We start from the raw sequence: 25,724 nt of genomic DNA, 5'->3' as shown, positions 1-25,724 counted from the left end.
GCGCCAGAAGGCGCCGTCAGCAGCATCAGTACCAGTTGGGGTCTTTCTTCAACTGTTCCTGCAGCAATTGCTTGATGCCGTCGTCCGGCTCACCGAGCCAACGCAAATCGGCATGCTCACTGGGCGCCTTATCCTTGGGCAAGCCTTCGGGCAGCTGTACCCAAAGCGCATAAGCGTCATCCTTGTCCGGGGTGAAGGCAACGTAAAGGCGCTGATTGAAACAATTGGATGTTTCGCACAATTGCCCGACCAGATAGTGGTCACCGTCTTCTTCCAGCGTTCTCATGGGCGTGGCTACGCCGCTGAGATTGATTACCCACTCGGGTAAACGCTCCTCGTCCTGAATGAGTTCCTTCCAGGCTTCACGGTAGTCGGGATTGCTCCCGAGCAGGTCGTTCAGGTGGAATTCACCATCGTTGGCGGCCAAGGCCGCCGCGCTACCACCCAACATCAGGGCGGCAACGAGGGTCTTGAATCGAGTCATTGCCATGGCCTAGCCCCGAGGGCGGCGGCCCATGATGAACGAAACGATGAACATGACCAGGAACACCACGAAAAGGATTTTCGCGATACCTGTGGCAGTGCCTGCGATACCACCGAAGCCCAGAACGGCAGCGACAATGGCGATGATCAGAAAGGTAATGGCCCAACTCAGCATGGCGTTTCTCCTTGGTTTTTTGAGATATTGCGGGTGTAGCGGTTAAAAACGGATCGCCGTTCAGAACACCCAACGGGTCTGCCTGACGGGTGCATCGACAGCCTCGGCGCGCACCCAGTCACCCGTAGCCTGCTGCGCACTGACGATCTGCAGTGACGCCTGGGTGACGGCTGCCGCAGCCGCTGGCTGGAAACGTGTCTGGCTGGTTGCCTGCGGTTCTGCGAGCTTCGCCTGAGGAGCCTTGAACGACACACTCACCAACAAAACCAGCACAGAAGCGACCGCAAGGATCAGGATCTCGGTGTGGGCGCGGTGAATGTTCATGTGAGGGTTCCTCGAAGTCGTTACCGAACGGCGCGGCGTTCTGTTCATGACTGAGTAATTGCAGCCTGCGTGCCAGCTACATAAAAAAATAAAACTGTTAAAAATCAATATCTTAAAAAAGAAAACCAAATGCCATCATTGGCATCCTGCACGATCACGTTACAAATCTCGGGCGTTCTGCACGACGCCAAAGGCGGCACATCCCTGTGCCCGCCGTTTTACATGGCATGCTTCAGGTCACGCATGCGGTCGTGGCAGGCGCGTACCTTGGGCATTTCCACGGCAAGCAGTGCGCGTACGTCTGGTTCGGCATCCTCCAATGCATCCTCGAAGGCATGCAGGATGCGGTCTTCAGCCTCTTCGAGCTGGCCCACGTAGGTGGCGTCCTCGTCACTGGACAGCGTGGCCCGGGCATCGGCATAGGCCTGACGCAGCTTGCCGACGAGGGTGCCACTGGAGGTCGGCTCTTCCTGATTGGCAGCGACCTTGACCGCCAGGGCCTGGATCACCTGGTGCTTGGTTTGCGACATGTCGCGGAACAGCGCCTGCAGGCGCACGTCCTTGACCTCATCATGGGCATGCTCGTAGAAACGCTGGCCGTCACGGACGATGGCGATCAGTTCGTTCAGTTGTTCGGTCTTGTTGCTCATGGCGATATTCCTGTCTTTATAGGCAGTGCCGTCAGCGGCGCTGCATAGAATGGCGGTCGCAAGCGACCGCCCCCTTGCTGCTCTTCAACTGGCAATGCGCAAGGCATCGGCATCGACGCCGCGCACGCCGCGGATATTGCGCGCCGTCTCCACGGCAAGGCGTTTCTCGGCGTTGCTCAGCACGGTGCCACTGAGGCTCACGAAACCCTCGCGGGTATCGACCTTGATGTTCAGGCTGTCGAGGTTGCGGCTGTAAAGAAAGCTGGACGTCACCTTGCGGGTGATCCAGGTGTCGCTGATCGAAGCAGCAGCGTCATTGGCGGCGTTCTGCGCCTCGGCCGCAGCGCTGTCGGCCGTATTGATGCTGAGGTGGTTGTGCACCTCACGTACACCTTCGGTATGGGTGGCGAGCTCACCGGCCAGTTCCTTGGCCACCGGCGTTCCGGCAGTGCCGCTGAGACTGAGCACGCCGTTCTCGGCGCGCACCTGAATGTCCAGGCCCTCGGTATTGCTGTTCCACAACAGTTTGGACTTCACCGTTGCCGCGAGGGTGGCGTCATCGAAGCGCTGAGCGAGGGTCTTGTCGGGAGTGACTCGTGCCTGCTCGTCGGTCGACTCAACCTCGATGGCAGGGTCGACCTTTATGTGGTTACTCACCCCTTGCACGCCACCGATGCTTTGCGCCAGCTCGGCGGCCAGCTCGCGCTCGGCGGCGTTTTCCACCGCCCCTGCCAGGGTGGCCGTGCCATCCTCGACGGATACCTGGATGTCGAAGGGGTTGAGGTGAGGGTTGAGCGCGAACGCCGTGACGATGGCACCCTGCTGCCGGGCGTCGCTCACTTGCCGCGCTAGCGCCTGGTCAGCTGCCTGGGCGAGCGGGGCCAGGGCGATGAAACCGGTGATGGCGACGGCCTGCGCGAATTGTCTCGACAACATGTAACGCGTCCTCCTGTGATTCAAAAACGCCACAACGAAGCGGCCCGGCATACGTCGCAAGCGCTATGCCAGCCGCATAAAAAATAAAAACCAACTAAAATCAGTTGTTTAAATCCAAGCCATGGCAGCTGGCCGCTTGCACGATGCAAGATCACGTCATACTGGCCGTGCAACTTGCACGAAGATCTCCAGACTAATCTCTGCCATCCAACCCATGGAGCATGTAAATGGAAGCAACGGGTCAGAGCGGGCGCATCCTATTGGTCGACGACGAAGCGGCTATTCTGCGTACCTTCCGCTATTGCCTGGAGGACGAGGGCTATCAGGTCACCACTGCCAACAGCGCTGCGCAGACCGAGTCGCTGCTGCAACGGCAGGTGTTCGACATGTGCTTTCTCGACCTGCGTCTGGGCGATGAAAATGGCCTCGACGTGCTGGCGCAAATGCGCATTCTCGCGCCCTGGATGCGCGTTGTAATCGTCACCGCACACTCGGCCATCGACAGTGCCGTGGATGCGATGCAGGCTGGCGCCGCCGATTACCTGGTCAAGCCGTGCAGCCCGGATCAACTGCGCCTGGCCGCCGCCAAGCAACTGGAAGTGCGGCAACTTTCCGCACGCCTGGAAGCCCTGGAAGGTGAAGTGCGCAAGCCCAGCGACGGCATCGATTCGCACAGCCCGGCGATGATGGCGATCCTGGAAACTGCCCGGCAGGTGGCGGCGACCGACGCCAACATCCTGATTCTCGGCGAATCGGGCACCGGTAAAGGCGAACTGGCACGGGCCATTCACGGCTGGAGCCGCCGGGCGCGGAAATCCTGCGTGACCATCAATTGCCCATCACTGACCGCCGAATTGATGGAAAGCGAGCTGTTCGGTCACAGTCGCGGCGCCTTCACCGGCGCCAGCGAAAGTACCCTCGGCCGGGTCAACCAGGCGGACGGCGGTACCTTGTTCCTCGACGAGATCGGCGACTTCCCGCTGACCCTGCAGCCCAAGCTGCTGCGCTTCATCCAGGACAAGGAATACGAACGCGTCGGCGATCCGGTGACCCGCCATGCCGACGTGCGCATCCTCGCCGCGACCAACCGAGACCTCGGCGAGATGGTCAAGGACGGGCATTTCCGTGAAGACCTGCTGTATCGCCTGAATGTCATCACCCTGAACCTGCCGCCACTGCGTGAGCGTGCCGATGACATCCTCACCCTGGCAGATCGTTTCCTGGCGCGCTTCGTCAAGGACTACGCGCGCCCTGCCCGCGGTTTCAGCGAGGAAGCGTTGAAGGCACTGCTCGACTACCAGTGGCCGGGCAACATCCGCGAGCTGCGCAACGTGATCGAGCGTGCCAGCATCATCTGTCCAGGCGAATGGGTGGATGTCGCCCACCTGGGGATGAGTGCACCGACCACCAACAGCGCTCCGCGGGTAGGGGCGGATCTCAGCCTCGAAGAACTCGAGAAGGCGCATATCTCGGCAGTGCTGGCCAACAGCGACACACTCGACCAGGCTGCCAAGACCCTCGGGATAGACGCCTCCACCTTGTACCGCAAACGTAAGCAACTGGGCCTATGAAGCTTCGCAGCAAGCTGTTTCTCAGCACCAGCGCCCTGCTCACCGTCGCCTTGCTGGGCCTGATGCTGGGCATTTTCAGCGTGCTGCAGCTTACCCAGTCGCAAAGCCGCACATTGGCGCACAACCTGGAGGTCATCAGTGACAGCCTGGATCTGCGTCAGGAGTTGGGCAAGCAGCTGTTTCTGATGCTCGGCGAGGACTTCGACCAACAGACGGTGCAGAGCCTGCAGGAGTCCGATCGGCGCATTCGCAAATGGATCGATGACGGCTTGAAGGCGAACACGACGGACAGCGACCGCGAGGCGATCATCGAGATCCAGAGCGCCTACCAGAACTTCAGCCACCTGCTCGAAGATCCGCTGACCGTACGGCATGAGCTGCTGCGCAATGGCGACTTCGCAAAAACCATCGAAACCGTTCGTGACCGCCTCAATTCCTTGCAGGTCAGCTACGTGGCGACCGTACGGCAGTCGGAAGCCGAAGCCCACGACCGCGCCTGGCTGATCGCCGGCCTGCTGGGGCTGGTCGGCCTCGCGGTACTGGTGATCGGCTTCATCACCGCCCACACCATCGCCCGCCGCGTTGGCCAACCGATCGACGCGCTGGCCCGTGCGGCCGACCAGATCGGCCGGGGCGATTTCCAGGTCACCCTGCCGATTACCCCGGTCGCCGAACTGTCCGCGCTGAGCCGCCGCTTCGGTCTCATGGCGGAGAGTCTGCGACAGTTCAAGAACAGCAACGTGGAAGCGCTGATGGCCGAACAGCACCGCCTGCAGGCGGTGCTGGACAGCATCGACGATGGCCTGCTGATCTTCGGGCGCGACGGCCTGCTGGAACACTTCAATCCGGTCGCCCAGCGCCAGCTGGGCTGGCAGGATCAGCCACTTGGCCAAAGCCCGAGCCAGGCCCTGGCACGCGTCGAACTGGATGACCAACTGCAGCACGTGCTGCAGGGCCATAGCCTGGAGCAACGCCTGACGGATCTACAGGTCGAGGCGAACGGCGAGACCCGCCTGCTCAACTACAGCCTGACCCCGGTCAGTCACAGCCAGGGGCACATCCTCGGCGCCGTGATGGTGCTGCATGACGTCACCGAACAGCGCGCCTTCGAGCGCGCCCGGAACGAGTTCGTGCTGCGCGCGTCCCACGAGCTGCGCACGCCGGTGACTGGCATGCACATGGCATTCGGCCTGTTGCGCGAGCGCAGCAAATTCGCCGAGGGATCCCGCGAAGCGGATCTGGTCAGCATCGTCGACGAGGAAATGGAGCGTTTGGTGCACCTGATCGAGGATTTGCTCAATTTCTCCCGCTACCAGGGCGGTGTGCAGAAGCTCGAATTGGCGCCCTGCGACATACCCGACCTGCTCGCGCAAGCCAGCACACGGCATGCCGGCAAGGCTCAGGCGCGAAGGCTCAGCCTGGTGCTGGACATGGCCGAGGCGCTGCCCCGCATTCACCTCGATCGGACGCAGATAGACCGCGTACTCGATCACCTGATCGACAATGCCCTGCGCCACAGCCCCGAATCGGGAACCATCCGCCTGCAGGCACAACGCCTGGACGACCGGCTGCTGATCAGCGTGCAAGACCAGGGCGAAGGTATCGCCTACGGCCAGCAGGCCAGGCTGTTCGAACCTTTCGTGCAGATCGGGCGCAAGAAGGGCGGGGCCGGGCTCGGCCTGGCGCTGTGCAAGGAAATCGTCCAGTTGCATGGCGGACGGATCGGCGCCGAATCCCAGCCGGGTCAGGGCGCACGCTTCCATATGGCACTGCCGTTGTGAGCGGCGTTTCCTGAACGTCAGGGCGCCCTGACGACTGCCGCCGGCTCCAGGGTCTGTTGACGTTTCACGCACCACCGCGCTGAAACGTCAACAGACTCTAGGCCTTGGCCATGCGATTGAGTACGAGCAGCAGTGCCGCGGTTTCCGCATCCGGCTGGCCATCGTAGAGCGTTTGTCGGTACTTCATCTGGAACGCGCGGATCACATTGCGCGTCGCTTCGTCGAGTACGCCATTGTCCGGCACCTCATAGCCCTGCAAGGCCAACTGCTGCTGGAACCACGCGACGTCCGGCAGGCTGAGGGTGTAGGCAGCCTGCTCACGGGCGACTGCGGCGGCATCCGGCCACGGCACGAGGCCGGCATCGGCCAGTTGCTTCCAGGGGAACAGCGGGCCCGGATCGACCTTGCGCTGCGGCGCGATATCGCTGTGACCGATGATGCTGCCGGGCGGCAGTTGATGGCGCTGCATGATGTCCTTGAGCAACACGATCAGCGCATCGATCTGCTGCTGGGCATAGGGCTGCCAGTAACGCCCCTTGGGCGTGTCGAAGTACCCCTGGTTGATCAGTTCGATGCCGATGGTGGTGCCGTTGAGCCAGGTACGCCCCTGCCATTCGCTGACACCTGCATGCCAGGCGCGACGATCCTCATCCACCAGTTGGTAGATGGTCGGCGGCACCGCGTCGATCAGGTAATGCGCGCTGACCTCCTGCTTGGTGAGCAATTCAAGGGAGCGTGGCAGGTCGGCCGAGGTGTAGTGCAGCACGATGTACTGCACCCGGCTGCTCTGACCAGTGGAGGTGTAACGATGATCGATGCGCGGGCCGCTGGCACAACCGACGAGCAGCAGGGCGGACAGGACAAGACTGAAGAATTTCATGGCTGGATATGCAATACGCTTTGTAGATTGTCCAGCAGCATATCGACGCTGAGCATGATCAACAGCATGCCCATCAGCCGCTCCACTGCCGTCAGCCCGCGAGGGCCGAGGAAACGCTGCAGCGTGGAAGCCTGCAGCAGGATGAAGGCGGTCGCGGCCCAGGCCAGCAACACCGCCAGATAAAGCTCCCAGAGTTGACCCTCGTGGGTGTTGCGCAGGGTCATCAGCACCGCCAATGCAGAAGGCCCGGCCACCGCTGGCGTAGCCAAGGGAACGAGCATCGGCTCGCCGTCCGGTACCTCGCCCAGCAGGCCCTGGGGGCTGGGGAAAATCAGGCGCATGGCGATGACGAACAGGATGATACCCCCGGCGATCGCCGTCGCCTCGCGCGACAACCCCAGGCCGCTGAGCACCTTGTCGCCAAAGCTCAGGAACAGCATCAACAGAGCCAGGGCGAAGAGTAGCTCACGGGCGGCCACGCGGAAACGGCGCTCGGGTGCGACATTCTTCAACGCAGCGATGTAGATGGCGATATTGCCGAACGGGTCGGTGACCAGAAAGATCAGAACGGCGATGCTGACGATGTCCATGCAGGGCTCCCGGAAACAGCCGGACAGTCTACTGGCTGCCAACGCCGGCGTCAGTCAGCAATGCGCCTGTGCGTTGCCAGGCCACGGCTGCCGCCGGTCGGCGCCGGACGGTGCTGAACTTGCCGAGCCTCCTGGCGATCCATACTGGGTATATTGCGAGGAAATACGCCATGCGTGCGCTGCTCTGGTTCAAACAGGATTTACGCCTCGACGATCATCCCGCACTGCAGGCAGCCTTGGGAGCAGACCGGTTGCTGCCCTTGTATGTTCTCGATCCGGCATTGCTGCAATTCGATGAATTCGGCAGCCGGCGCATCGGCGTACACCGGGCACGCTTTCTGCTGGAAAGCCTGACCGCTCTCGACAGCGCCCTGCGCCAGCGCGGCTCGAAGCTGCTGGTGATAACCGGCAGGCCGGAAGAGGTGATCGGGCAACTGGTCGCGCAGTTCGACCTGCAAAGTGTGCTGACCCTCGATGAAATTGCCCCTCAGGAACTCGCCCTGCTCGCTCGTGTTGTCGATAGCCTGGGTGACATCCCCCTGCATACGGCGCAGAGCAACGGCTTGCTCAGCGAAGCCGAACTGCCTTGCCCTCTATCGCGAATGCCGCAGGTCTACAGCCAGTTCCGCGCGCTGATCGATACCCGCCAGTACGTCTTCCAGCCCCAGGCCGCGCCCGACAAACTACCGCCACTACCCGAGGGCATCGATCCTCACGCCTTTGCACTGCCGACCCAATCCCAGCTAGGGCTAGGTGATGCCCTGAGCGTCGCGCCGAGCGCATTCCCTTTCTCCGGCGGCGAGGCAGCGGCACAGGCACGCCTGCGTGATTATCTGTGGGACAGCCAGGGCGTGCGGCGTTACAAGGACACACGCAACGGCATGATCGGCAGCGAATATTCATCGAAGTTCTCACCCTGGCTGGCCAACGGCAGCCTGTCGCCGCGCCGTGTCGCTGCCGAACTGCGTCGACATGAAGCGCTGCATGGCGCCAACGAGTCCACTTACTGGCTGTGGCTGGAACTGCTGTGGCGCGAGTTCTTCCGCTGTACGCTGCAGCGTCATGGCCAGGCGCTGTTCGAAGCAGGCGGGCTGAAAGCCACGGAACGCGCGCCCCACCAGATAGACGAGCGTTTCGAGCGCTGGACCCACGGCCGCACCGGCATGCCACTGGTCGACGCCAACATGCGCGAGCTGATCGCCACCGGCTTCATGTCCAATCGCGGCCGCCAGGTGGTGGCCAGCTATCTGGTCAGTGACCTGCAGCAGGACTGGCGCCACGGTGCGGCCTGGTTCGAGGAACACCTGATCGATTACGATCCGGCCAGCAATTGGGGCAACTGGGCCTACCTGGCCGGAGTCGGTAGCGACCCACGGCTCAAACGCCTGTTCAACGCGCTCAAGCAGGCCCGCCAGTACGATCCGCACGGTGAGTACGTGAGCCTGTGGATCCCGGAACTGCGCAGCCTGCCCGAACAGTTTCGCCACACGCCCTTCCTGCTGTCGCCAGCGCAGTTGGAGGCGATCAACTACCCGAGGCTGGAGCGGATTCCACAATCCTGGCAGCAGCATCTCCATGACGTGGCATAACACAGCAAGGGAGCAGACCTGACGAGCGGCCGGGCAGCCGCCATCGAGGACGATCCAGGCGCGCTCAGCCGCCTGGCGTGAAGTGCTTCTGGGTGGTGCCGCGAGCGATCAACCGGGACAGGTAGTCCAGCTTCTGCGGATCACGGTCGACGAAACGCAAGACCACTTGCAGCCACTCGCTATCGGGCTTCGGCTCGAACGCGGCGACGCTGTGCAGATAGCCGTTGAGGCGCGCCACTTCGGACGATTCGCCCTGCTCCAGGTCGATTACCACGCTCTCCAGCACTTGTGGGATCAGCTCACCACGTTTGACCACCAGCAAGGCTTCCTTGAGGCTGAGTGCCTTGACGATACACGCCATGGTGCCACCGGGCAGGCGCAGTTGCCCCTGACTACGGCCCATGGGGGTGCTCGACGCCGCCTTGGCAGGCGCCGGGCTGGCGCTGAACGCAGCCGCAGGCTGGGCCGAAGCGGTCGGACGTACGACCTCGGCCTTGCCAGCGGTCAACGCCGCCAGCGAATCGTTGGCGAAGGCGCCGCTACCGAGCATTTTCGGCGGAGCGGCCGACATCAGCGCAGCCAGCTTGCCACTGCGCTGCAGGGCTTTCTTGACCTTGGTGATCAGTTGCTCGTTGGAGAACGGCTTGCCGATGAAATCCGATACCCCGGCCTGAATGGCCTGCACGACGTTCTCCTTGTCACCCCGGCTGGTGACCATGATGAACGGCACGCCTTTCAACGCCTCCTGTTCACGGCACCATTGCAGCAGCTCGAGACCGGACATCTCCGGCATTTCCCAATCACAGAGGATCAGGTCGATCGGATTACGGTCGAGCACCTGCTGGGCCTTGCGCCCGTTGACGGCCTCCTCGATCTGGATACCGGGAAGATGGTCACGAAGGCCCTTCTTCACCAGATCGCGGATAAAGGTGGCATCGTCCACCACCAGTACACTGACTTTGCTCATCGACCACTCCCTCGAATGGCCATTAGCATAGACGCGAGCACTGGCCTAATGCCAACACTAAAGCGCGATGCTGCGGGCACACGCACGGGCAGCCAGGGCGTGCCAGGCCTGCATATACCTGCAGCGCGAAAGCGTAGCCGGAATTACTCCTTGGCGCTGCCCTGCACTTCTTCCTGCATGCGGGTCAGGCCGATGTGTTTCACGTCGGTGCCGCGCACCAGATAGATCACCAGCTCGGCGATGTTGCGCGCGTGGTCACCGATACGCTCCAGCGATCGTAGCGCCCAGATCACATTGAGCACGCGGGAGATCGAACGCGGATCTTCCATCATGTAGGTGACCAGCTCACGCAGCGCTGTCTTGTATTCGCGGTCGACGGTCTTGTCGTACTGGGCCACCGAGAGCGCCAGGTCGGCGTCGAAACGGGCGAAGGCATCCAGCGCCTCCTGCACCATCTTGCGCACCTGATCACCGATGTGGCGAACCTCCACGTAACCCCGTGGCGACTCGCCTTCCTCGGTCAGCAGGATCGCGCGCTTGGCGATCTTGGTGGCTTCGTCACCAATGCGCTCCAGGTCGATCACCGACTTGGAGATGCTGATGATCAGACGCAGATCCGAAGCCGCTGGCTGGCGACGGGCGAGAATGCGTACGCACTCTTCGTCGATGTTGCGCTCCATCTGGTTGATCTGGTCGTCGATCTCGCGCACCTGCTGAGCCAGGCCGGAGTCGGCCTCGATCAGCGAGGTGACGGCATCGTTGACCTGCTTCTCGACCAGGCCACCCATGGCCAGGAGGTGGCTGCGCACCTCCTCCAGCTCGGCGTTGAACTGCTGGGAAATATGATGGGTCAGGCTGTCTTTGTTGATCATCTTTGTCGCTCCGCGAGCTTCAAGCTACACGCTTCAAGCCACCAGTCAGTTGGTCATCATCTCGTTTACTTGCCGCTTGCTTGCATCTGCTGTCAGCCATAACGACCGGTGATGTAGTCCTCGGTCTGCTTCTTGGCCGGGTTGGTGAACAGTGCATCGGTGTCGCCGAATTCGATCAGCTTACCCATGTACATGAACGCCGTGTAATCGGAAACCCGCGCAGCCTGCTGCATGTTGTGGGTGACGATGACGATGGTGTACTTGGACTTCAGTTCGTAGATCAGCTCCTCGACCTTCAGCGTGGAGATCGGGTCGAGGGCCGAGCACGGCTCATCGAGCAGCAGGACTTCCGGCTGCACCGCCACGGTCCGGGCGATCACCAGCCGCTGCTGCTGGCCACCGGACAGACCGAGGGCCGAATCATGCAGACGATCCTTGACCTCATCCCACAGCGCGGCGCTCTTCAGGCCCCATTCCACCGCCTCGTCGAGCACGCGTTTCTGGTTGATGCCCTGGATGCGCAGGCCATAGACCACGTTCTCGTAGATGCTCTTGGGGAACGGGTTGGGCTTCTGGAACACCATGCCGACGCGACGGCGCAGCTCGGCAACATCTTCACCTTTGCGATAGATGTTGCGGCCATCGATGTTGATTTCGCCCTCCACGCGGCAACCGTCGACCAGATCGTTCATCCGGTTGAACGTGCGCAACAGGGTCGACTTGCCGCAGCCGGAGGGGCCGATGAAGGCCGTCACGCGCTGCTTGGGAATGTTCATCTTGACGTCGTACAGCGCCTGTTTGTCGGCGTAGAACAGGTTCAGGCCGGGTACTTCGATGGCCACGGTTTCGTTGGCCAGGTTCAGGCTCTGCTTGTCACGGCCAAGGGCCGAGATGTCGATGCCATGGGAAGCGGTTTCGTGTTGCATAAGTGCTCACTCCGTTCGCAGCGCCAGGCTGCAAGCTGCAAGCTGCAAGCCCGTCCGCCGCGCTTCTGCTTGAAGCTTGCGGCTTGGGGCTTGCGGCTCGGATTTAGTGGTCCAGGGCCTTGTACTTCTCGCGCAGGCGGTTGCGCAGGTAGACGGCCGTCAGGTTGAGAATCGCGATGACCATGACCAGCAGCAACGCAGTGGCGTAGACCAGCGGCCGCGCCGCTTCGACGTTGGGGCTCTGGAAGCCGACGTCATAGATATGGAAGCCCAGGTGCATGATCTTCTGGTCGAGGTGCAGGTAAGGGTAGTTGCCATCCACCGGCAGGCTCGGGGCCAGCTTGACCACACCAACCAGCATCAGTGGCGCCACTTCACCCGCAGCACGGGCCACGGCGAGGATCAGACCGGTCATCATCGCCGGACTGGCCATCGGCAGCACCACGCGCCACAGCGTTTCCACCTTGGTGGCGCCCAGCGCCAGGGAGCCTTCACGCAACGCCCGCGGGATTCGCGCCAGGCCCTCCTCGGTGGCGACGATCACCACCGGCACGGCGAGCAGCGCCAGGGTCAGCGAGGCCCACAGCAGGCCCGGGGTACCGAAGGTCGGTGCCGGCGCGGCCTCGGGGAAGAACAACCGGTCGATCGAACCACCGAGCACGTAGACGAAGAAGCCCAGACCGAACACGCCATAGACGATCGCCGGAACGCCGGCCAGGTTGTTCACGGCAATACGGATGACCCGGGTCAGCGGCCCCTGCTTGGCGTACTCGCGCAGGTAGATCGCCGCGACCACCCCGAACGGAGTGACGATGACCGCCATGATCAGGGTCATCATGATGGTGCCGAAGATCGCCGGGAAGATACCGCCCTCGGTATTCGCCTCACGGGGGTCGTCACTGACGAACTCCCACAGCTTGCTGCCATAGAAACTCAGTTTGTCGAGGTTCGACATGGCATTGGGACGGAAGGCACGAACCACTTTGCCAAGGCTGATTTCCTGCTCGCGGCCATCGGCCGAGCGAACGGTCATGCTATCGCGGTTGAACTGCTGGTGACGGGCATTCAGCTCGGCTTCCAGTACTTTGTACTCGGCATCCCAGCGAGCGCGCTCGGCAGCCAGGTCAGCCTGCGCGGCATCGGTCAGCTCACCCCCGAGCTCCAGCTTGCGGGTCTGCAGGCGCACACGCTCGAGGCCGGCGTTGATGCGACCGATGTCGCGCTTCTCCAGCTTCACGATCTCGCCGTGCAGGTTTTCCACGCGCAGCAGGCGCTTCTGCAGTTCGGCCCAGGCGGCATCGCCTTCGGCAACCAGCTTGCCGTCTTCCTTGACGTTGAGCAGGTAGCCGTAGAAGTTGCCCCACTCGCGGCGCTCGAAAGCCGTCAGGTTCGCGGGCTTGCGTTGTTCGCCAAGCCATTCGCCGACCACCCAGGAGAAGTCCGCGCCGTACAGATCACGGTTACCGACCTTGAGCAACTCGCGGGTCATGAACTCACCGCCGTCGACGTTCACCGGCAGACCTGCCGAGGCCAGGCGGGCGCGAGGAATCTCTTCCTTCTGCACCACCTCGCCCGCCATGATCTTGGCTTCCTGGCCCGGGATCTGGTAGCGGGCCTCGATGATGTCGGACGGCCAGAAATGGGCCAGGCCACGGGTAGCGATCACCGCCAACAGACCCAGGGTCATGATGATGGCGATGGACACCGCGCCGGCGTTCATCCAGATCCAGGGCGAACCGCTCTTGAACCAGGATTTCATGTTGTGCTGTTTCACGGACATAGTCTTGCAGTCCTCAGAGCGAAGCGTACTTGACGCGCAGGCGCTGACGCACCAGCTCGGCCAGCGTGTTCATGACGAAGGTGAACGACAGCAGCACCAGGGCGGAGAGGAACAGCACCCGGTAATGGGTACCGCCGACTTCCGACTCGGGCATTTCCACCGCCACGTTGGCTGCCAGGGTGCGCAGGCCTTCGAAGATGTTCATGTCCATGATCGGCGTGTTGCCGGTGGCCATCAGCACGATCATGGTCTCGCCGACGGCACGGCCCATGCCGATCATCACCGCCGAGAAGATGCCCGGGCTGGCGGTCAGGATCACCACGCGGGTCAGGGTCTGCCACGGTGTGGCACCCAGGGCCAGGGAACCGAACGTGAGGCTCTTGGGCACGCTGAACACGGCGTCTTCGGCGATCGAATAGATGTTCGGGATCACCGCGAAGCCCATGGCCAGGCCGACTACCAGTGCGTTGCGCTGATCGAACGGAATACCCAGGTCATCGCTCAGCCAGGCACGCATGTTGCCGTCGAACAGCCAGTTCTCCAGGTAGCCGCTCATGCTCAGCGAGACGATACCGACCAGCAGGATCACCGGAATCAGCAGCGCCGCTTCCCAGCCATCCGGCACACGCAGACGCACCGACTCAGGCAAGCGGCTCCACAGGAAGCCCGCCAGCAGGATGCCGATCGGCGTGAATATCAGCAGGCTGAAGATACCCGGCAGGTGTCCCTCCACATAAGGGGCGAGGAACAGCCCGGCGAAGAAGCCGAGGATCACCGTCGGCAGCGCTTCCATCAGTTCGATCACCGGCTTGACCTTGCCACGCATGGCCGGAGCCATGAAGTACGCGGTGTAGATCGCCGCGGCGATGGCCAGCGGAGCGGCCAGCAACATGGCGTAGAAGGCGGCCTTGAGGGTACCGAATGCCAGCGGTGCTAGGCTCATCTTCGGTTCGGCGTCGGTGTTGGCCGAGGTCGACTGCCAGACATAGGCCGGCTTGTCGTAGTTCTCGTACCAGACCTTGCCCCACAGCGAGCTCCAGGAAATCTCCGGGTGCGGGTTGTCGATCAACACGCGCTCGAGCTTGCCATTGGCTTCGACCAGAGCACGGTTGGCGCGCGGCGACAGCGCGGCGATGTTGTGACCTTCAGCGACCGGCTCGACCAGCAGGGTGCGGTGAGCGGTACTGTGGAAAATACCCAGATTGCCCTTGTCGTCCAGGGCGATGAAGCCCTTGCGGCGTTCTTCGGAAATGATCTGGGTGATCGGGCTGTCAGCGAGCTTGAACTCACGAACCGGCTTGAGCGAAGAATTGCCATCCTCGTCACGTACCATGAACCATTGCTGGATGCCGCCGGCGCTATCACCGGTCAGCAGCGAGATGCCGCCCAGCAGGGAGGTCGCGTAGGTGATTTCGCGGTTGCCATCGTTGAGCAGTTTGTAGCGACCATTGAGAGCCTTGCTGCGCAGATCGAATACATCGGCAGTGGCGCGACCGTTGATCACGAACAGCCAGTGCTGACGTGGGTCGATGGTCAGTTCCTTGATCGGCTCTGCGATCTGCGGCAGCGACAGGCGCTCTTCGCTAACCTCGACCTCACCGGTCATCATGTTCTCGTCGCGGCTCAGGCTCAGCACCTGCAGCTCGCTACCCACCGAACCGGCGATCAGCAGCGTACCGCTGTTCACGCTGATGCCCATGTGCTCCAGCGGGCGACCTTCGGGGTCGATGGTCAGCGGCGCCTCGCCGAACGGGTAGACGATGGACGGCGTGATGGTCTTCACGTCGTTCGGGTAGGAGATACGGTAAGTGTGCTCGAATACCAAGGCCTGGCCGTTGGAAAGCCCGAGGGCGATGCGGTGGCTGCCCGGCTGGTCTTCACCGACCGAGACCACCTCGGTGCCAGCAGGCAGTGGCAGATCGATGCGAGTCAATGCCGCCATGCTCTCGGCGTCGAAGAACTGGATCGTGCCATCACGCGCCAGGCGCATGCCGACCTGGTTCTGTTCTTCCAGGGCCATCAGCAGCGGCGCACCGGCATCGGCCAGCCAGGCCGGCTGTACGGCCTCACGCTTCTCGATATCGGCGCCCTGGAACATCGGCAGCACGACATAGGCAAGGTAGAAGAAGATCAGGGTGATGGCGCCAAGCACCGCCAGGCCACCGATCGACACGCACCAGCGTGCCAGACGATCCTTGAAAGCACGTATGCGGCGCTTGCGTTTCAGGGCTGGCGTATTGAAGTCCAGCCCGAGGGAATTCGAAGAGGCGGTCATGGGTTCACTTGCCAGGTCATTCATAGTGGAGAGCGTCTCTGCGCGGCCATGAGCGCGCGGTATTTTTCGTCCATTTCACGAGCCCGGCCAATCTAGCGCGTTCGTGTGACAGAAAAGTTACAGCGCGGTGACGTAGCGAAGCCCGCCTCTCGGAGAGAGGCGGGCTTCGCGAATTGCAGGTTGCTAGAGGCTTACAGCCCCAGCTCCTTGCGGGTCTTCTCGACGACCTTGAGCGGCAGCGGGATGTAGCCATCCTTGACCACGACGTCCTGGCCTTGCTTGGACAGGATCAGCTTGAGGAACTCAGCGTCCAGCGGGCTCAGCGGCTTGTTAGGCGCCTTGTTCACGTAGATGTAGAAGAAGCGAGCCAGTGGGTACTTACCCGACAGTGCGTTGTTCTCGTTGGCCTCCTCGACTTCACCCTTCTTGTTCACCAGGGGAACGGCACGAACGCTGGCGGTACGGTAGCCAATGCCCGAGTAACCGATTGCGTTGACAGTGCTGGAGATCGACTGCACCACGGAAGCCGAACCCGGCTGCTCGTTGACGTTGGACTTGAAGTCACCCTTGCACAGGGCCTCTTCCTTGAAGTAGCCATAGGTGCCGGATACCGAGTTGCGGCCGAACAGCTGGATCGGCTTGGCCGCCCACTCGCCGCTCAGGCCCAGCTCACCCCAGGTTTTCACATCCTTGGCTTCACCGCACAGGCGGGTGCTGGAGAAGATGGCATCGACCTGCTGCATGGTCAGTTGCTTGATCGGGTTGTCCTTGTGGACGAACACGGCCAGGGCATCGATGGCGACCGGAACGGCAGTCGGCTTGTAGCCATACTTCTGCTCGAACGCCTGGATCTCGCTGTCTTTCATGGCGCGCGACATCGGCCCGAGGTTGGCAGTGCCTTCGGTCAGCGCAGGCGGCGCGGTGGAAGAACCGGCAGCCTGGATCTGGATGTTCACGTTCGGGTAGGACTGCTTGTAATTCTCGGCCCACAGGGTCATCAGGTTGGCCAGGGAGTCGGAACCGACGCTGGACAGGTTGCCCGATACACCGGACGTCTTCTCATAGGTCGGCAGAGCCGGATCGACAGCGGCAACCGCATTGGCAGTGGCGATGCCAGCTGCGACAAATGTCATGGCCGCCATCAAACGCTTCAGTTTCATGCCTTGCTCCTAGCAGAGTGGTAATCAGTGGAAGGCCGGCGTGCCGTGGTCGTAGCGCCCGGTCTACCGGCTTCTCACGATGGGGTCGTGTTGGTTGGAACGGGGCTCAGTATCGTCAGCCGTTGTGACCACTCTATGTAAACAATGTGACAGTTGGGTGACGATGCCCGCAGGGCATCGCCGATGCGAATCCTGATGCATGGGCACGCGCAACGCGCTAAGGTCGCAGGGCGAGTACCCAGTCGGTATACTTTCCCGGCCCACTCTCAGAGCAGCTCTGGAAATGCAGGCGAGGCAGTCAGCGGCAGGTTGAAGCCTGTGGAGTGAGTCAGAACACTGCGAATGAGTATTCTGATGACGCGTCCAGCCTGAGCATGGCTGTTTTTGACGCAGCGATGACGACGCAGCTGCCTTTCAGAGATGCTTCCCACAGGGCCCACCACCGCGCCGCGAGCCGTGAACCGATGAAAGACTTCGAACAGGAAGACCCGATACCTCAGGGCGATCTGGCACTGCAGATCACCGCACTGCCACGCGAAACCAACGGTTTCGGCGACATCTTTGGCGGCTGGCTGGTCTCGCAGATGGACTTGGCCGGAACGGCCATGGCCAGCAAGATCGCTGCAGGTCGCGTCGCGACCGTGGCGGTCGATCGCATGGCCTTCCTGGTTCCGGTGGCGGTTGGCGCCCAGCTGTCCTTCTACACGCAAGCGCTGGAGATCGGCCGCAGCTCGATCCAGATGCTGGTAGAGGTATGGAGTGACGACCCGCTGTCCAGCGAGTGGCGCAAGGTCACCGAAGCGGTTTTCGTGTTCGTCGCCATCGACGGCAGCGGGCGTACCCGCTCGGTGCCACCGCGCCGCTGAACGCGGACACTCCCGCCTTTGCCGGCGGCAGCAGCGCCTTCTAGTTCTGGCGACCCTGGCCGATCAACTCGCTCAGCCGTGAGCGATCCGCCGCGAAACTGCTGTCCGCCTGCATGCGGGCGGCCTGGTGGCGTTCGATTTCCTTCTTCAGGCGAACCTGCTCATCACGCTGGCTGTTGATCTGGCCGAGCAGTTGCTCGGGTACCTGGCGACCGGCACGCTCCTGATCCGCCGCCTGTTGCTGCAGATTGGCCTGCTGTAGGCGCACAGACTGCAAGTTTCCGTTGGCTACGCCGATCAACCCGTCCAACTCTGCCAACTTGCGGGATCGCGCGCGGTCGACGTCTTCGAGACTGCTGTACAGGCGCAGCAACTGGGCGTCTGACTTCGCCCGCTCGCGGTCGGCCAGCAGCTTCTTCATTTCCTCCGGAGTCGGCGCCGGTGGCACCACCCGCACCACGCGGCCCTGCTCGTTGAGCACCTCGTAGCCCTGGGCGATGAATTCGCTGGGCACCCCCTGGCGGTCGATCACCGTGATGCCCTGGGCATTGGTGTAGCGGTACATCTCACTGGCGCTCGCCCACAGCGGCAGCAACAGCCCAAGCCAGAGGGTGCGACGCATGATGGGCGACTTGGACATGGAACGCGTTCCCTCGGCTTGCCAGGATCAGATGCCGTACTCGTCCCGATAAGCCTGGACGGCAGGCAGGTAGTGTTTCAGTTCAGCATCATCGGCCAGATATTCCAGCACCTGTTGCAGAGAAACGATGCTCACCACCGGAATAGCGAAGTCGCGCCGCACTTCCTGGATCGCCGAAAGCTCACCACTCCCCCGCTCCTGACGATCCAGCGCAATCAACACACCGGCGGCCTGGGCGTTCTGCGCCTGGATGATCTGCATCACTTCACGGATCGCGGTACCAGCGGTGATCACGTCATCGATGATCAGCACACGGCCATCGAGCGGCGCGCCGACCAGGCTGCCGCCTTCGCCGTGATCCTTGGCTTCCTTGCGGTTGAAGCACCAGGGCAGGTCGAGAGCATGATGCTCAGCCAAGGCGATGCCGGTGCTGGCGGCCAGCGGAATGCCCTTGTAGGCCGGGCCGAACAGCACGTCGAACTCGATGCCGCTGTCGACCACGGCAGCCGCGTAGAAACGCCCGAGCCGGGCCAGCGCCAGACCACTGGAGAATAGCCCTGCATTGAAGAAGTAGGGGCTGACGCGTCCTGACTTGAGGGTGAACTGGCCGAAGCGAAGAACGCCCCGCTCGATGGCAAAACGAATGAAATCGCGCTGGTACGTTTGCATGAATGACCCTGAGGCGGTGCTGGATGTGGCTTGGAATTACTAAATGGCGTCTAGCTCAGGTATCATACACGCACGTGTTTTTGGGGGCCATTTATGCGGATCATCAGTGTGAACGTGAATGGTATTCATGCTGCAGTCGAGCGCGGTTTGCTCAGTTGGCTGCAAGCACAGAATGCCGACGTGATCTGCCTGCAGGACACCCGTGCCTCCGCCTTTGAGCTGGACGACCAAGCCCTCCAACTGGATGGCTATTTCCTCTATGCCTGCGATGCAGAAGTACCAAGCCAAGGTGGCGTGGCGCTCTACTCGCGGTTGCAACCCAAGGCGGTAATCAGCGGGCTCGGCTTTGAAACGGCCGATCGCTACGGGCGCTACCTGCAGGCAGATTTCGACAAAGTGAGTATTGCCACGCTGCTGCTGCCTTCGGGCATGGGCGGCGACGAGAGCCTGAATCAGAAATTCAAGTTCATGGACGATTTCTCCAAGTACCTGGACAAGCAGCGCCGCAAGCGCCGCGACTACATCTATTGCGGCTCGCTGTATGTCGCCCATCAGAAACTGGACGTGAAGAACTGGCGCGACTGCCAGCAATCACCCGGTTTCATGGCGCCCGAGCGCGCCTGGATGGACGAGATCACTGGCACCATGGGTTATGTCGATGCCGTGCGCGAGGTCAATCGTGAAGCTGACCAGTTCAGCTGGTGGCCGGACAACGAACAGGCCCAGATGCTCAACCTGGGCTATCGCTTCGATTACCAGTTGCTCACTCCAGGCATGCGCCGCAGTGTGCGCACCGCACGCCTGCCGCGTCAGCCGCGCTTCTCTCAGCATGCGCCGCTGATCGTCGACTACGACTGGACGCTGACCGTCTGATCGCTGTCGCTGACACGAAAACGCCCCGACCTGGTCGGGGCGTTTTCATTTGCGCTGCTCTGTATTGGGAAAAACGCCGCCAACTGTGGCGTGTCAGCGCGAGCCATCCGCGCTAGCCTGCGCCTCCGCATACCACCACACGAGGCCGCGCCCATGACACCCAAGGACATACTGCTGGCTGCCGTGGTGATCATCGCCTGGGGCGTCAACTTCGTGATCATCAAGGTCGGCCTCGAAGGCGTACCGCCGATGTTGCTCGGTGCCCTGCGTTTCGCACTGGCAGCGTTCCCCGCGATCCTCTTCATACGCCGCCCGGACATGCCGCTGCGCTGGTTGCTCGCTTATGGCCTGACCATCTCCCTGGGGCAATTCGCCTTTCTATTCTCGGCCATGTACGCCGGCATGCCCGCAGGCCTGGCATCGCTCGTACTACAGGCCCAGGCCTTCTTCACCCTGGGTTTCGCCGCACTGTTCATCGGTGAAACGGTACGTCGCAGCAGCCTGATCGGGCTGGTCGTGGCAGCCGCCGGACTGTTGCTGATCGGCAGTGAAAGCGGGCGCAGCTTCACCCTGGCCGGTTTCGTGCTGACCCTGTGCGCGGCAGCGATGTGGGGCTTGGGCAATATCGTCACCAAACGCATCGGCAAGGTGAACCTGGTCAGCCTGGTGGTATGGGGCAGCCTGATTCCGCCACTGCCATTCCTGGCGCTGTCGCTGATGCTCGAAGGGCCTGCGCAGATCGAAACGGCGCTGCGCCACATCTCCCTCAACTCGCTGCTGGCCATCGCTTACCTGGCGTTCATCGCCACCCTGCTCGGCTACGGCCTGTGGAGCCGCCTGCTGTCACGTTATCCGGCCAGCAAGGTGGCGCCCTTCTCGCTGCTGGTACCGGTGGTCGGCCTCAGCTCGGCCTGGTTGCTGCTCGGCGAAGGGTTGAGCCGGCTCCAGTGGGTCGGTGCGGCCGTGGTCATGCTCGGCCTGCTGATCAACGTGTTCGGTACCCAGCTGTTGCAGCGAGTGCGTCGTGCAGCAGCGTGATCAGCCGATACGCGACACCCTCAGGCACAGCCAGGCGAAGCCAAGAAACAATGCAGCACTGCCCGAGTACAGGAGCAGGTGCAGATAGAACCCCAAGGGCCGAGTAACCAGAGGATATACCACGCTCGGCCCACCTCGTGGCATCGATACCGCAACCCCGCTGTGCACGGCTTGCGCGATCAGAAACAGCATGCAGCTGGCACAGATCAGCGTAACCACGGCCACCAGGTACATCAGCCAGCGCCCACGCCCAGCTTCCCGCACGGCAGGGTCAGACGCCTGCAATTGCGGTCGATTGCGAGCGTGGCTCGCCTTCCGGACCTGCCGCCGCGAGGGATGCACCATCGTCAGTCGACGCGCTCGAACTTCAGGTCCCACACACCATGACCCAGGCGCTCGCCACGGCGTTCGAACTTGGTCACCGGGCGTTCGGCCGGGCGTTCCACGCAGCGGCCATCGACAGCCTGGTTGCGATAGCCCGGAGCGACGTTCATCACGTCCAGCATGTATTCGGCGTAGGGCTCCCAGTCGGTGGCCATGTGCAGCACACCGCCGACCTTGAGCTTCTGACGTACCAGTTCGGCGAACGCCGGCTGAACGATACGCCGCTTGTTATGCCGTGCCTTGTGCCAGGGGTCCGGGAAGAACAGCAGCACACGATCGAGGCTGGCGTCGGCGATGCACTGACGCAGCACGTCCAGGGCATCGCAGCTGTACACCCGCAGGTTGCTGAGGTTCTGGGTCATCACCCCGTTGAGCAATGCACCAACACCCGGTCGGTGCACTTCCACACCAATGAAATCCTGCTCAGGGGCTGCGGCAGCCATTTCCAGGGTGGAGTGGCCCATCCCGAAGCCGATTTCGAAGGTGCGCGGCGCCTGACGCCCGAATACCGCGTCGAAATCCTGTAGGCCATCGCTCAACGCCAGACCGAACTTCGCCAGACCCTGATCGAAGCCGCGCTGCTGGCCTTCGGTCATGCGTCCTGCACGCATCACGAAGCTCTTGATGGCACGCATGTGCCGTGGGATTTCTTCGGCTGGGGTTTGTTCGATATCGCTCATGGAGTACTCGGGACACGGAATAGGGAAGAGAAAGCGCGAACGGGGCTGCCTGTCCCCATTCGACACCTGCGCGGCAGGCTGAATCCAGAGCTGTAGGATCTAGCGGATCATGCCGTCCAGGGGCGATGAAGCACTGGCATAGAGTTTTTTCGGCATACGCCCGGCCAGGTAGGCCAGGCGGCCGGCCTCGATGGCGTATTTCATGGCCTGAGCCATCAGCACCGGCTGCCGGGCATGGGCGATGGCGCTGTTCATCAACACCGCCTCGCAGCCTAGCTCCATGGCGATGGTGGCGTCGGAGGCGGTACCCACCCCGGCATCCACCAGCACCGGAACGCTCGCTTCTTCGAGAATGATGCGCAGGTTGTAAGGGTTGCAGATACCCAGCCCGGTGCCGATCAGACCGGCCAGCGGCATCACCGCGATGCAGCCCATTTCCGCCAGTTGCCGGGCGATGATCGGGTCGTCGCTGGTGTACACCATCACCTGGAAACCTTCCTTGACCAGCACGTCGGCGGCCTTGAGGGTTTCGATCACGTTGGGGAACAGGGTCTTCTGGTCGGCCAGCACTTCCAGCTTGACCAGTGCGTGGCCGTCGAGCAGCTCACGGGCCAGGCGGCAGGTACGCACCGCTTCGACGGCGTCGTAGCAGCCAGCGGTGTTCGGCAGGATGGTGTAGCGATCCGGCGAAATCACCTCGAGCAGGTTGGGCTCGCCCGGGTTCTGGCCGATGTTGGTACGGCGCACCGCCACGGTAACGATTTCCGCACCCGAGGCTTCGATGGCCGCACGGGTTTCGTCGAGGTCCTTGTATTTACCGGTACCGACCAGCAGGCGCGACTGGTAGGTACGGCCGGCCAGGATGAAGGGCTTGTCGCTGACAGCATGGCTCATGGGAATTCCTCTGCACGGAAGAGTGGGAAGGGCGCGACGCGGCGTTCAACCGCCGCCGATGGCATGCACCACTTCGAGGCTATCGCCCTCGGCCAACGGGGTATTGGCGTACTGGCTGCGCGGAACGATATCGAGGTTGCGCTCGACTGCAACGCGGCGGCCTGCCAGCTGCAGGTGCTCGATCAGGTCGGCGACACTGGCACCTTCGGGCAGCTCGAGAGTTTCACCGTTCAACTGGATATGCATGGCGACACGTCGCAACAGGAGAAAGGGCCGGCATTCTAGCCCGATCACCGACGATGACCAAGGTACTGGCCGCCCATTCATCCTCTGACTCAGCTTGGAGAAGCTGCAAGGCTCGCCTTTTCGCCCTGCAATGGCCTTCCCATCAAGTCATGCGCCAGGCGAGCAACCCCAGGCAGGCCCAGCCGGCCAGAAACGCCAGCCCACCGAAAGGGGTGACGATACCGAGCTTGCTGACACCACTGAGAGTCAGCAGATAAAGGCTGCCGGAAAACAGCACGATCCCCATGGCGAAGAAACTGCCTGCCAGGTTCACCAGGCGACCCGGCACCAGCAGGGCGAGAGTGGCTACGCCAAGCAATGCCAGGGCGTGGATCAACTGGTAATGGGTGCCGGTCTGGAATACCGCCAGGTATTCGGGGCTCAGCCTGTTCTTCAGGCCATGGGCAGCGAATGCCCCCAGGGCGACACCGGAGAAGCCGGCGAAGGCCGACAGCAGCAACCACAGACGAACCATCGCGTTCTCCACGGATCATCAAACGATAAGGCAGTTTACGCCCTCGGCCGTTCCTGCGCGCGCTCGCGATTGCCGCAGTGGTAGGCACGCTTGCCCGCAGCGGCGCTGGGAACCGTATAATGGCCGGCCCATAACGCCTGGCGCCCCACGCATGCTCCGATCCGTTCGCCGCCTCCTGCTGAAGCTGCTGTTCTGGTTCATCGCTGGCTCGGTCCTGCTGGTGCTCGCCTTTCGCTGGGTTCCGCCGCCGGGCACGGCGCTGATGGTCGAGCGCAAGGTCGAATCCTGGATCGACGGCCAGCCCATCGACCTGCAGCGTAGCTGGCGATCCTGGGAGCAGTTGCCCGATGGCCTGAAGCTGGCAGTGATCGCCAGCGAAGACCAGAAATTCGCTCAGCACTGGGGTTTCGACGTCGATGCAATCAAGGCCGCAGTGTCGCACAACCAACAGGGCGGTTCGGTAAGGGGCGCCAGCACCCTGAGCCAGCAGGTAGCGAAGAACCTTTTTCTCTGGTCCGGTCGCAGCTGGCTGCGCAAGGGCTTCGAAGTCTGGTTCACCGGACTGATCGAACTGCTGTGGCCCAAGCAACGCATCCTCGAGGTTTACCTGAACAGCGCTGAATGGGCAGATGGCGTATTCGGCGCCGAGGCGGCGGCACAGCACCACTTCGATACCGGCGCCTCCTATCTCTCGGCACGCCAGGCCAGCCTGCTGGCAGCCGTGCTGCCCAACCCGCGGCTGCTCGATGCGGGTCGCCCCAGCGGCTACGTCAACCAGCGCGCCGGCTGGATCCGCCGACAGATGCGCCAGCTCGGTGGCAGCCACTACCTGAACCAGCTGCAGGCACCAGGGCCAGGCTGGTGGGAGAAGTAGGCAAGATCGTGCACATAACGGGTGTGATGCGATCAATGGGCGGCATGGGCACCAGGTATAGGTAGCTTCAGTGAGCACAGGGTGGTGGACGGGTCGGGCCGCGTAGGTGAAGCGTCGTCCACCCTACACCCAGGAAATACTGCAGATACAAAACGCCCCGAACGATGTCGGGGCGTTTTGGCTTCAGCGTGCCGGAATCAGGCGGCGATGGAGCCCTTGAGCTTGTTCATCGCGTTCTTCTCCAACTGACGGATACGCTCCGCCGAGACGTTGTACTTGGCCGCCAGCTCGTGCAGCGTGGCCTTTTCCTCGGCCAGCCAACGCTGCTGGAGGATATCGCGGCTGCGCTCGTCGAGCGCCTCCAGGGCCTCATGCAGGTTGGCACTGGAGGTGTCGCTCCAGTCCTCGTCTTCCATCTGCCTGGCAGGGTCGTAACGGTGGTCTTCCAGGTACTGGGCTGGCGACTGGAAGGCGCTGTCGTCGTCGGCATCGGCAGCCGGATCGAAGGCCATGTCGTGGCCAGTCAGGCGGCTTTCCATTTCGCGGACTTCACGGGCCTCGACGCCCAGGCTTTCGGCCACGGCATTGACTTCGTCGTTGTTCAACCAGGCCAGACGCTTCTTCTGGCTGCGCAGGTTGAAGAACAACTTGCGCTGAGCCTTGGTGGTCGCAACCTTGACGATGCGCCAGTTGCGCAGGATGAACTCGTGGATTTCGGCACGAATCCAGTGCACGGCAAAGGACACCAGGCGCACACCCATTTCCGGGTTGAAGCGCTTGACCGCCTTCATCAGGCCAACGTTGCCTTCCTGAATCAGGTCAGCCTGAGCCAGGCCATAGCCGGAATAACTGCGCGCGATATGCACGACGAACCGCAGGTGGGCCAACACCATCTGGCGGGCGGCCTCGAGATCCTGGCGGTAGAAGAGATTGCCGGCCAGTTCGCGCTCCTGCTCGGGCGTCAGCAGCGGAATGCTGTTGACGGCATGCACGTATGCTTCCAGGTTTGCGCCTGGAACCAGAGCATGAACAGGTTGCAAGGAAGTGGACATTTGAATCCTCCGATTCACGTAACGTACGCAGTTTA

28 protein-coding genes are annotated in these 25,724 nt (G+C 62.3%); 7 read left to right on the top strand and 21 right to left on the bottom strand.

All coding sequences use genetic code 11. The features are described 5' to 3' along the window. Window positions 1–25 precede the first annotated feature (25 nt). From BLR94_RS22250 to BLR94_RS22230, 5 genes are all read right to left on the bottom strand, one after another. Window positions 26–490 (bottom strand): inhibitor of vertebrate lysozyme family protein, encoded by a 465-nt coding sequence (locus BLR94_RS22250; RefSeq protein ID WP_420492705.1) that lies wholly within the window; start codon window positions 488–490, stop codon window positions 26–28. A gap of 3 nt (window positions 491–493) precedes the next feature. Next, the gene (locus tag BLR94_RS22245; RefSeq protein ID WP_013789335.1) at window positions 494–658 is read right to left on the bottom strand and encodes a DUF1328 domain-containing protein; all 165 of its coding nucleotides are present in this window, start codon (window positions 656–658) and stop codon (window positions 494–496) included. Between the two features lie 60 nt (window positions 659–718). After that, a complete protein-coding gene (locus BLR94_RS22240) occupies window positions 719–982 on the bottom strand; it encodes a hypothetical protein (protein ID WP_084308094.1) in 264 nt (87 codons plus the stop codon). A 218-nt stretch (window positions 983–1,200) separates the two neighbouring features. After that, on the bottom strand, window positions 1,201–1,632 hold the full coding sequence (locus BLR94_RS22235; protein ID WP_084308093.1) for a PA2169 family four-helix-bundle protein: 432 nt from the start codon (window positions 1,630–1,632) through the stop codon (window positions 1,201–1,203). A gap of 84 nt (window positions 1,633–1,716) precedes the next feature. Further along, window positions 1,717–2,568, bottom strand: a complete 852-nt coding sequence (locus BLR94_RS22230) for a BON domain-containing protein (protein WP_084308092.1) — start codon at window positions 2,566–2,568, stop codon at window positions 1,717–1,719. 227 nt (window positions 2,569–2,795) lie between these two features. On the opposite strand from BLR94_RS22230, the gene algB reads away from it, so the two are divergent. Together algB and BLR94_RS22220 are read left to right on the top strand one after the other, a co-directional pair. Continuing rightward, window positions 2,796–4,139 (top strand): sigma-54-dependent response regulator transcription factor AlgB, encoded by a 1,344-nt coding sequence (algB, locus tag BLR94_RS22225; protein WP_084308091.1) that lies wholly within the window; start codon window positions 2,796–2,798, stop codon window positions 4,137–4,139. Next, complete coding sequence (locus BLR94_RS22220) at window positions 4,136–5,920, top strand: KinB sensor domain-containing domain (protein WP_084308090.1); 1,785 nt, start codon at window positions 4,136–4,138, stop codon at window positions 5,918–5,920. Before algB ends, BLR94_RS22220 begins: the two co-directional genes overlap by 4 nt. 97 nt (window positions 5,921–6,017) lie before the next feature. On the opposite strand, the gene BLR94_RS22215 is transcribed toward BLR94_RS22220, so the two are convergent. Both BLR94_RS22215 and BLR94_RS22210 read right to left on the bottom strand, forming a co-directional pair. Next, entirely contained in the window at window positions 6,018–6,800 is a 783-nt protein-coding gene (locus BLR94_RS22215) for an N-acetylmuramoyl-L-alanine amidase (RefSeq protein ID WP_084308089.1), read from the bottom strand. Beyond that, complete coding sequence (locus BLR94_RS22210; protein WP_084308088.1) at window positions 6,797–7,390, bottom strand: MarC family protein; 594 nt, start codon at window positions 7,388–7,390, stop codon at window positions 6,797–6,799. Before BLR94_RS22210 ends, BLR94_RS22215 begins: the two co-directional genes overlap by 4 nt. 170 nt (window positions 7,391–7,560) lie before the next feature. On the opposite strand from BLR94_RS22210, the gene BLR94_RS22205 reads away from it, so the two are divergent. After that, window positions 7,561–8,979: a DASH family cryptochrome gene (locus BLR94_RS22205; RefSeq protein WP_084308087.1), complete on the top strand. Its 1,419-nt coding sequence runs from the start codon at window positions 7,561–7,563 to the stop codon at window positions 8,977–8,979. A gap of 64 nt (window positions 8,980–9,043) precedes the next feature. On the opposite strand, the gene BLR94_RS22200 is transcribed toward BLR94_RS22205, so the two are convergent. The 6 genes from BLR94_RS22200 to BLR94_RS22175 all read right to left on the bottom strand — a co-directional run bounded on the left by BLR94_RS22200 (window position 9,044) and on the right by BLR94_RS22175 (window position 16,959). Then, complete coding sequence (locus tag BLR94_RS22200) at window positions 9,044–9,946, bottom strand: response regulator (protein ID WP_084308086.1); 903 nt, start codon at window positions 9,944–9,946, stop codon at window positions 9,044–9,046. A gap of 143 nt (window positions 9,947–10,089) precedes the next feature. Beyond that, the gene (phoU, locus tag BLR94_RS22195) at window positions 10,090–10,818 is read right to left on the bottom strand and encodes a phosphate signaling complex protein PhoU (RefSeq protein ID WP_084308085.1); all 729 of its coding nucleotides are present in this window, start codon (window positions 10,816–10,818) and stop codon (window positions 10,090–10,092) included. Window positions 10,819–10,910: 92 nt separating this feature from the next. After that, a complete protein-coding gene (pstB, locus tag BLR94_RS22190) occupies window positions 10,911–11,744 on the bottom strand; it encodes a phosphate ABC transporter ATP-binding protein PstB (RefSeq protein ID WP_084308084.1) in 834 nt (277 codons plus the stop codon). Window positions 11,745–11,847: 103 nt separating this feature from the next. After that, window positions 11,848–13,503, bottom strand: coding sequence for a phosphate ABC transporter permease PstA (pstA, locus tag BLR94_RS22185; protein WP_167359796.1), 1,656 nt, complete (start codon window positions 13,501–13,503; stop codon window positions 11,848–11,850). 34 nt (window positions 13,504–13,537) lie between these two features. Further along, window positions 13,538–15,823, bottom strand: coding sequence for an ABC transporter permease subunit (locus tag BLR94_RS22180; RefSeq protein ID WP_084308083.1), 2,286 nt, complete (start codon window positions 15,821–15,823; stop codon window positions 13,538–13,540). Window positions 15,824–15,990: 167 nt separating this feature from the next. After that, complete coding sequence (locus BLR94_RS22175; protein ID WP_084308082.1) at window positions 15,991–16,959, bottom strand: phosphate ABC transporter substrate-binding protein PstS family protein; 969 nt, start codon at window positions 16,957–16,959, stop codon at window positions 15,991–15,993. A gap of 464 nt (window positions 16,960–17,423) precedes the next feature. Between BLR94_RS22175 and BLR94_RS22170 the strand changes: the two genes are divergently transcribed. Continuing rightward, a complete protein-coding gene (locus BLR94_RS22170; protein ID WP_084308081.1) occupies window positions 17,424–17,825 on the top strand; it encodes an acyl-CoA thioesterase in 402 nt (133 codons plus the stop codon). Window positions 17,826–17,865: 40 nt separating this feature from the next. On the opposite strand, the gene BLR94_RS22165 is transcribed toward BLR94_RS22170, so the two are convergent. Together BLR94_RS22165 and pyrE are read right to left on the bottom strand one after the other, a co-directional pair. Continuing rightward, window positions 17,866–18,465: a DUF4124 domain-containing protein gene (locus BLR94_RS22165; RefSeq protein WP_084308080.1), complete on the bottom strand. Its 600-nt coding sequence runs from the start codon at window positions 18,463–18,465 to the stop codon at window positions 17,866–17,868. A gap of 27 nt (window positions 18,466–18,492) precedes the next feature. After that, entirely contained in the window at window positions 18,493–19,134 is a 642-nt protein-coding gene (gene pyrE / locus BLR94_RS22160; protein ID WP_084308079.1) for an orotate phosphoribosyltransferase, read from the bottom strand. A 93-nt stretch (window positions 19,135–19,227) separates the two neighbouring features. On the opposite strand from pyrE, the gene BLR94_RS22155 reads away from it, so the two are divergent. Then, window positions 19,228–20,007 carry an exodeoxyribonuclease III gene (locus tag BLR94_RS22155; protein WP_084308078.1) on the top strand — a complete coding sequence of 260 codons (780 nt, stop codon included), beginning with the start codon at window positions 19,228–19,230 and terminating at the stop codon, window positions 20,005–20,007. Window positions 20,008–20,160: 153 nt separating this feature from the next. After that, window positions 20,161–21,045, top strand: a complete 885-nt coding sequence (locus tag BLR94_RS22150; RefSeq protein ID WP_084308077.1) for an EamA family transporter — start codon at window positions 20,161–20,163, stop codon at window positions 21,043–21,045. Here the strand turns inward: BLR94_RS22150 and BLR94_RS22145 are convergent, their stop codons facing one another. The 5 genes from BLR94_RS22145 to BLR94_RS22125 all read right to left on the bottom strand — a co-directional run bounded on the left by BLR94_RS22145 (window position 21,046) and on the right by BLR94_RS22125 (window position 23,763). Then, on the bottom strand, window positions 21,046–21,279 hold the full coding sequence (locus BLR94_RS22145; protein ID WP_084308076.1) for a hypothetical protein: 234 nt from the start codon (window positions 21,277–21,279) through the stop codon (window positions 21,046–21,048). Window positions 21,280–21,392: 113 nt separating this feature from the next. Beyond that, window positions 21,393–22,109, bottom strand: a complete 717-nt coding sequence (gene trmB, locus BLR94_RS22140; protein WP_084308075.1) for a tRNA (guanosine(46)-N7)-methyltransferase TrmB — start codon at window positions 22,107–22,109, stop codon at window positions 21,393–21,395. A 99-nt stretch (window positions 22,110–22,208) separates the two neighbouring features. Next, complete coding sequence (locus BLR94_RS22135; protein WP_084308074.1) at window positions 22,209–23,003, bottom strand: thiazole synthase; 795 nt, start codon at window positions 23,001–23,003, stop codon at window positions 22,209–22,211. Between the two features lie 45 nt (window positions 23,004–23,048). Beyond that, on the bottom strand, window positions 23,049–23,249 hold the full coding sequence (gene thiS / locus BLR94_RS22130) for a sulfur carrier protein ThiS (RefSeq protein WP_084308073.1): 201 nt from the start codon (window positions 23,247–23,249) through the stop codon (window positions 23,049–23,051). Between the two features lie 142 nt (window positions 23,250–23,391). After that, entirely contained in the window at window positions 23,392–23,763 is a 372-nt protein-coding gene (locus BLR94_RS22125; protein ID WP_084308072.1) for a DUF423 domain-containing protein, read from the bottom strand. Window positions 23,764–23,914: 151 nt separating this feature from the next. On the opposite strand from BLR94_RS22125, the gene mtgA reads away from it, so the two are divergent. Next, window positions 23,915–24,637, top strand: a complete 723-nt coding sequence (mtgA, locus tag BLR94_RS22120; protein WP_084308071.1) for a monofunctional biosynthetic peptidoglycan transglycosylase — start codon at window positions 23,915–23,917, stop codon at window positions 24,635–24,637. 197 nt (window positions 24,638–24,834) lie between these two features. Here mtgA and rpoH read toward each other — a convergent pair whose 3' ends face one another. Further along, window positions 24,835–25,689, bottom strand: a complete 855-nt coding sequence (rpoH, locus tag BLR94_RS22115) for an RNA polymerase sigma factor RpoH (RefSeq protein WP_084308070.1) — start codon at window positions 25,687–25,689, stop codon at window positions 24,835–24,837. Between the last annotated feature and the right edge of the window lie 35 nt (window positions 25,690–25,724).

It is taken from the genome of Phytopseudomonas flavescens (assembly GCF_900100535.1).
Classification (GTDB): domain Bacteria; phylum Pseudomonadota; class Gammaproteobacteria; order Pseudomonadales; family Pseudomonadaceae; genus Aquipseudomonas; species Aquipseudomonas flavescens.
Note: the sequence above shows the minus strand (reverse complement) of the source record. Positions and strands in the feature narration are given on the sequence as shown.

Bases quoted from the DNA above. Each gene is read 5' to 3' on its own strand.
- BLR94_RS22250 (WP_420492705.1), bottom strand. From the start codon at position 490: ATGGCAATGACTCGATTCAAGACCCTCGTTGCCGCCCTGATGTTGGGT.
- BLR94_RS22245 (WP_013789335.1), bottom strand. From the start codon at position 658: ATGCTGAGTTGGGCCATTACCTTTCTGATCATCGCCATTGTCGCTGCC.
- BLR94_RS22240 (WP_084308094.1), bottom strand. From the start codon at position 982: ATGAACATTCACCGCGCCCACACCGAGATCCTGATCCTTGCGGTCGCT.
- BLR94_RS22235 (WP_084308093.1), bottom strand. From the start codon at position 1,632: ATGAGCAACAAGACCGAACAACTGAACGAACTGATCGCCATCGTCCGT.
- BLR94_RS22230 (WP_084308092.1), bottom strand. From the start codon at position 2,568: ATGTTGTCGAGACAATTCGCGCAGGCCGTCGCCATCACCGGTTTCATC.
- algB (WP_084308091.1), top strand. From the start codon at position 2,796: ATGGAAGCAACGGGTCAGAGCGGGCGCATCCTATTGGTCGACGACGAA.
- BLR94_RS22220 (WP_084308090.1), top strand. From the start codon at position 4,136: ATGAAGCTTCGCAGCAAGCTGTTTCTCAGCACCAGCGCCCTGCTCACC.
- BLR94_RS22215 (WP_084308089.1), bottom strand. From the start codon at position 6,800: ATGAAATTCTTCAGTCTTGTCCTGTCCGCCCTGCTGCTCGTCGGTTGT.
- BLR94_RS22210 (WP_084308088.1), bottom strand. From the start codon at position 7,390: ATGGACATCGTCAGCATCGCCGTTCTGATCTTTCTGGTCACCGACCCG.
- BLR94_RS22205 (WP_084308087.1), top strand. From the start codon at position 7,561: ATGCGTGCGCTGCTCTGGTTCAAACAGGATTTACGCCTCGACGATCAT.
- BLR94_RS22200 (WP_084308086.1), bottom strand. From the start codon at position 9,946: ATGAGCAAAGTCAGTGTACTGGTGGTGGACGATGCCACCTTTATCCGC.
- phoU (WP_084308085.1), bottom strand. From the start codon at position 10,818: ATGATCAACAAAGACAGCCTGACCCATCATATTTCCCAGCAGTTCAAC.
- pstB (WP_084308084.1), bottom strand. From the start codon at position 11,744: ATGCAACACGAAACCGCTTCCCATGGCATCGACATCTCGGCCCTTGGC.
- pstA (WP_167359796.1), bottom strand. From the start codon at position 13,503: ATGAAATCCTGGTTCAAGAGCGGTTCGCCCTGGATCTGGATGAACGCC.
- BLR94_RS22180 (WP_084308083.1), bottom strand. From the start codon at position 15,823: ATGAATGACCTGGCAAGTGAACCCATGACCGCCTCTTCGAATTCCCTC.
- BLR94_RS22175 (WP_084308082.1), bottom strand. From the start codon at position 16,959: ATGAAACTGAAGCGTTTGATGGCGGCCATGACATTTGTCGCAGCTGGC.
- BLR94_RS22170 (WP_084308081.1), top strand. From the start codon at position 17,424: ATGAAAGACTTCGAACAGGAAGACCCGATACCTCAGGGCGATCTGGCA.
- BLR94_RS22165 (WP_084308080.1), bottom strand. From the start codon at position 18,465: ATGTCCAAGTCGCCCATCATGCGTCGCACCCTCTGGCTTGGGCTGTTG.
- pyrE (WP_084308079.1), bottom strand. From the start codon at position 19,134: ATGCAAACGTACCAGCGCGATTTCATTCGTTTTGCCATCGAGCGGGGC.
- BLR94_RS22155 (WP_084308078.1), top strand. From the start codon at position 19,228: ATGCGGATCATCAGTGTGAACGTGAATGGTATTCATGCTGCAGTCGAG.
- BLR94_RS22150 (WP_084308077.1), top strand. From the start codon at position 20,161: ATGACACCCAAGGACATACTGCTGGCTGCCGTGGTGATCATCGCCTGG.
- BLR94_RS22145 (WP_084308076.1), bottom strand. From the start codon at position 21,279: ATGTACCTGGTGGCCGTGGTTACGCTGATCTGTGCCAGCTGCATGCTG.
- trmB (WP_084308075.1), bottom strand. From the start codon at position 22,109: ATGAGCGATATCGAACAAACCCCAGCCGAAGAAATCCCACGGCACATG.
- BLR94_RS22135 (WP_084308074.1), bottom strand. From the start codon at position 23,003: ATGAGCCATGCTGTCAGCGACAAGCCCTTCATCCTGGCCGGCCGTACC.
- thiS (WP_084308073.1), bottom strand. From the start codon at position 23,249: ATGCATATCCAGTTGAACGGTGAAACTCTCGAGCTGCCCGAAGGTGCC.
- BLR94_RS22125 (WP_084308072.1), bottom strand. From the start codon at position 23,763: ATGGTTCGTCTGTGGTTGCTGCTGTCGGCCTTCGCCGGCTTCTCCGGT.
- mtgA (WP_084308071.1), top strand. From the start codon at position 23,915: ATGCTCCGATCCGTTCGCCGCCTCCTGCTGAAGCTGCTGTTCTGGTTC.
- rpoH (WP_084308070.1), bottom strand. From the start codon at position 25,689: ATGTCCACTTCCTTGCAACCTGTTCATGCTCTGGTTCCAGGCGCAAAC.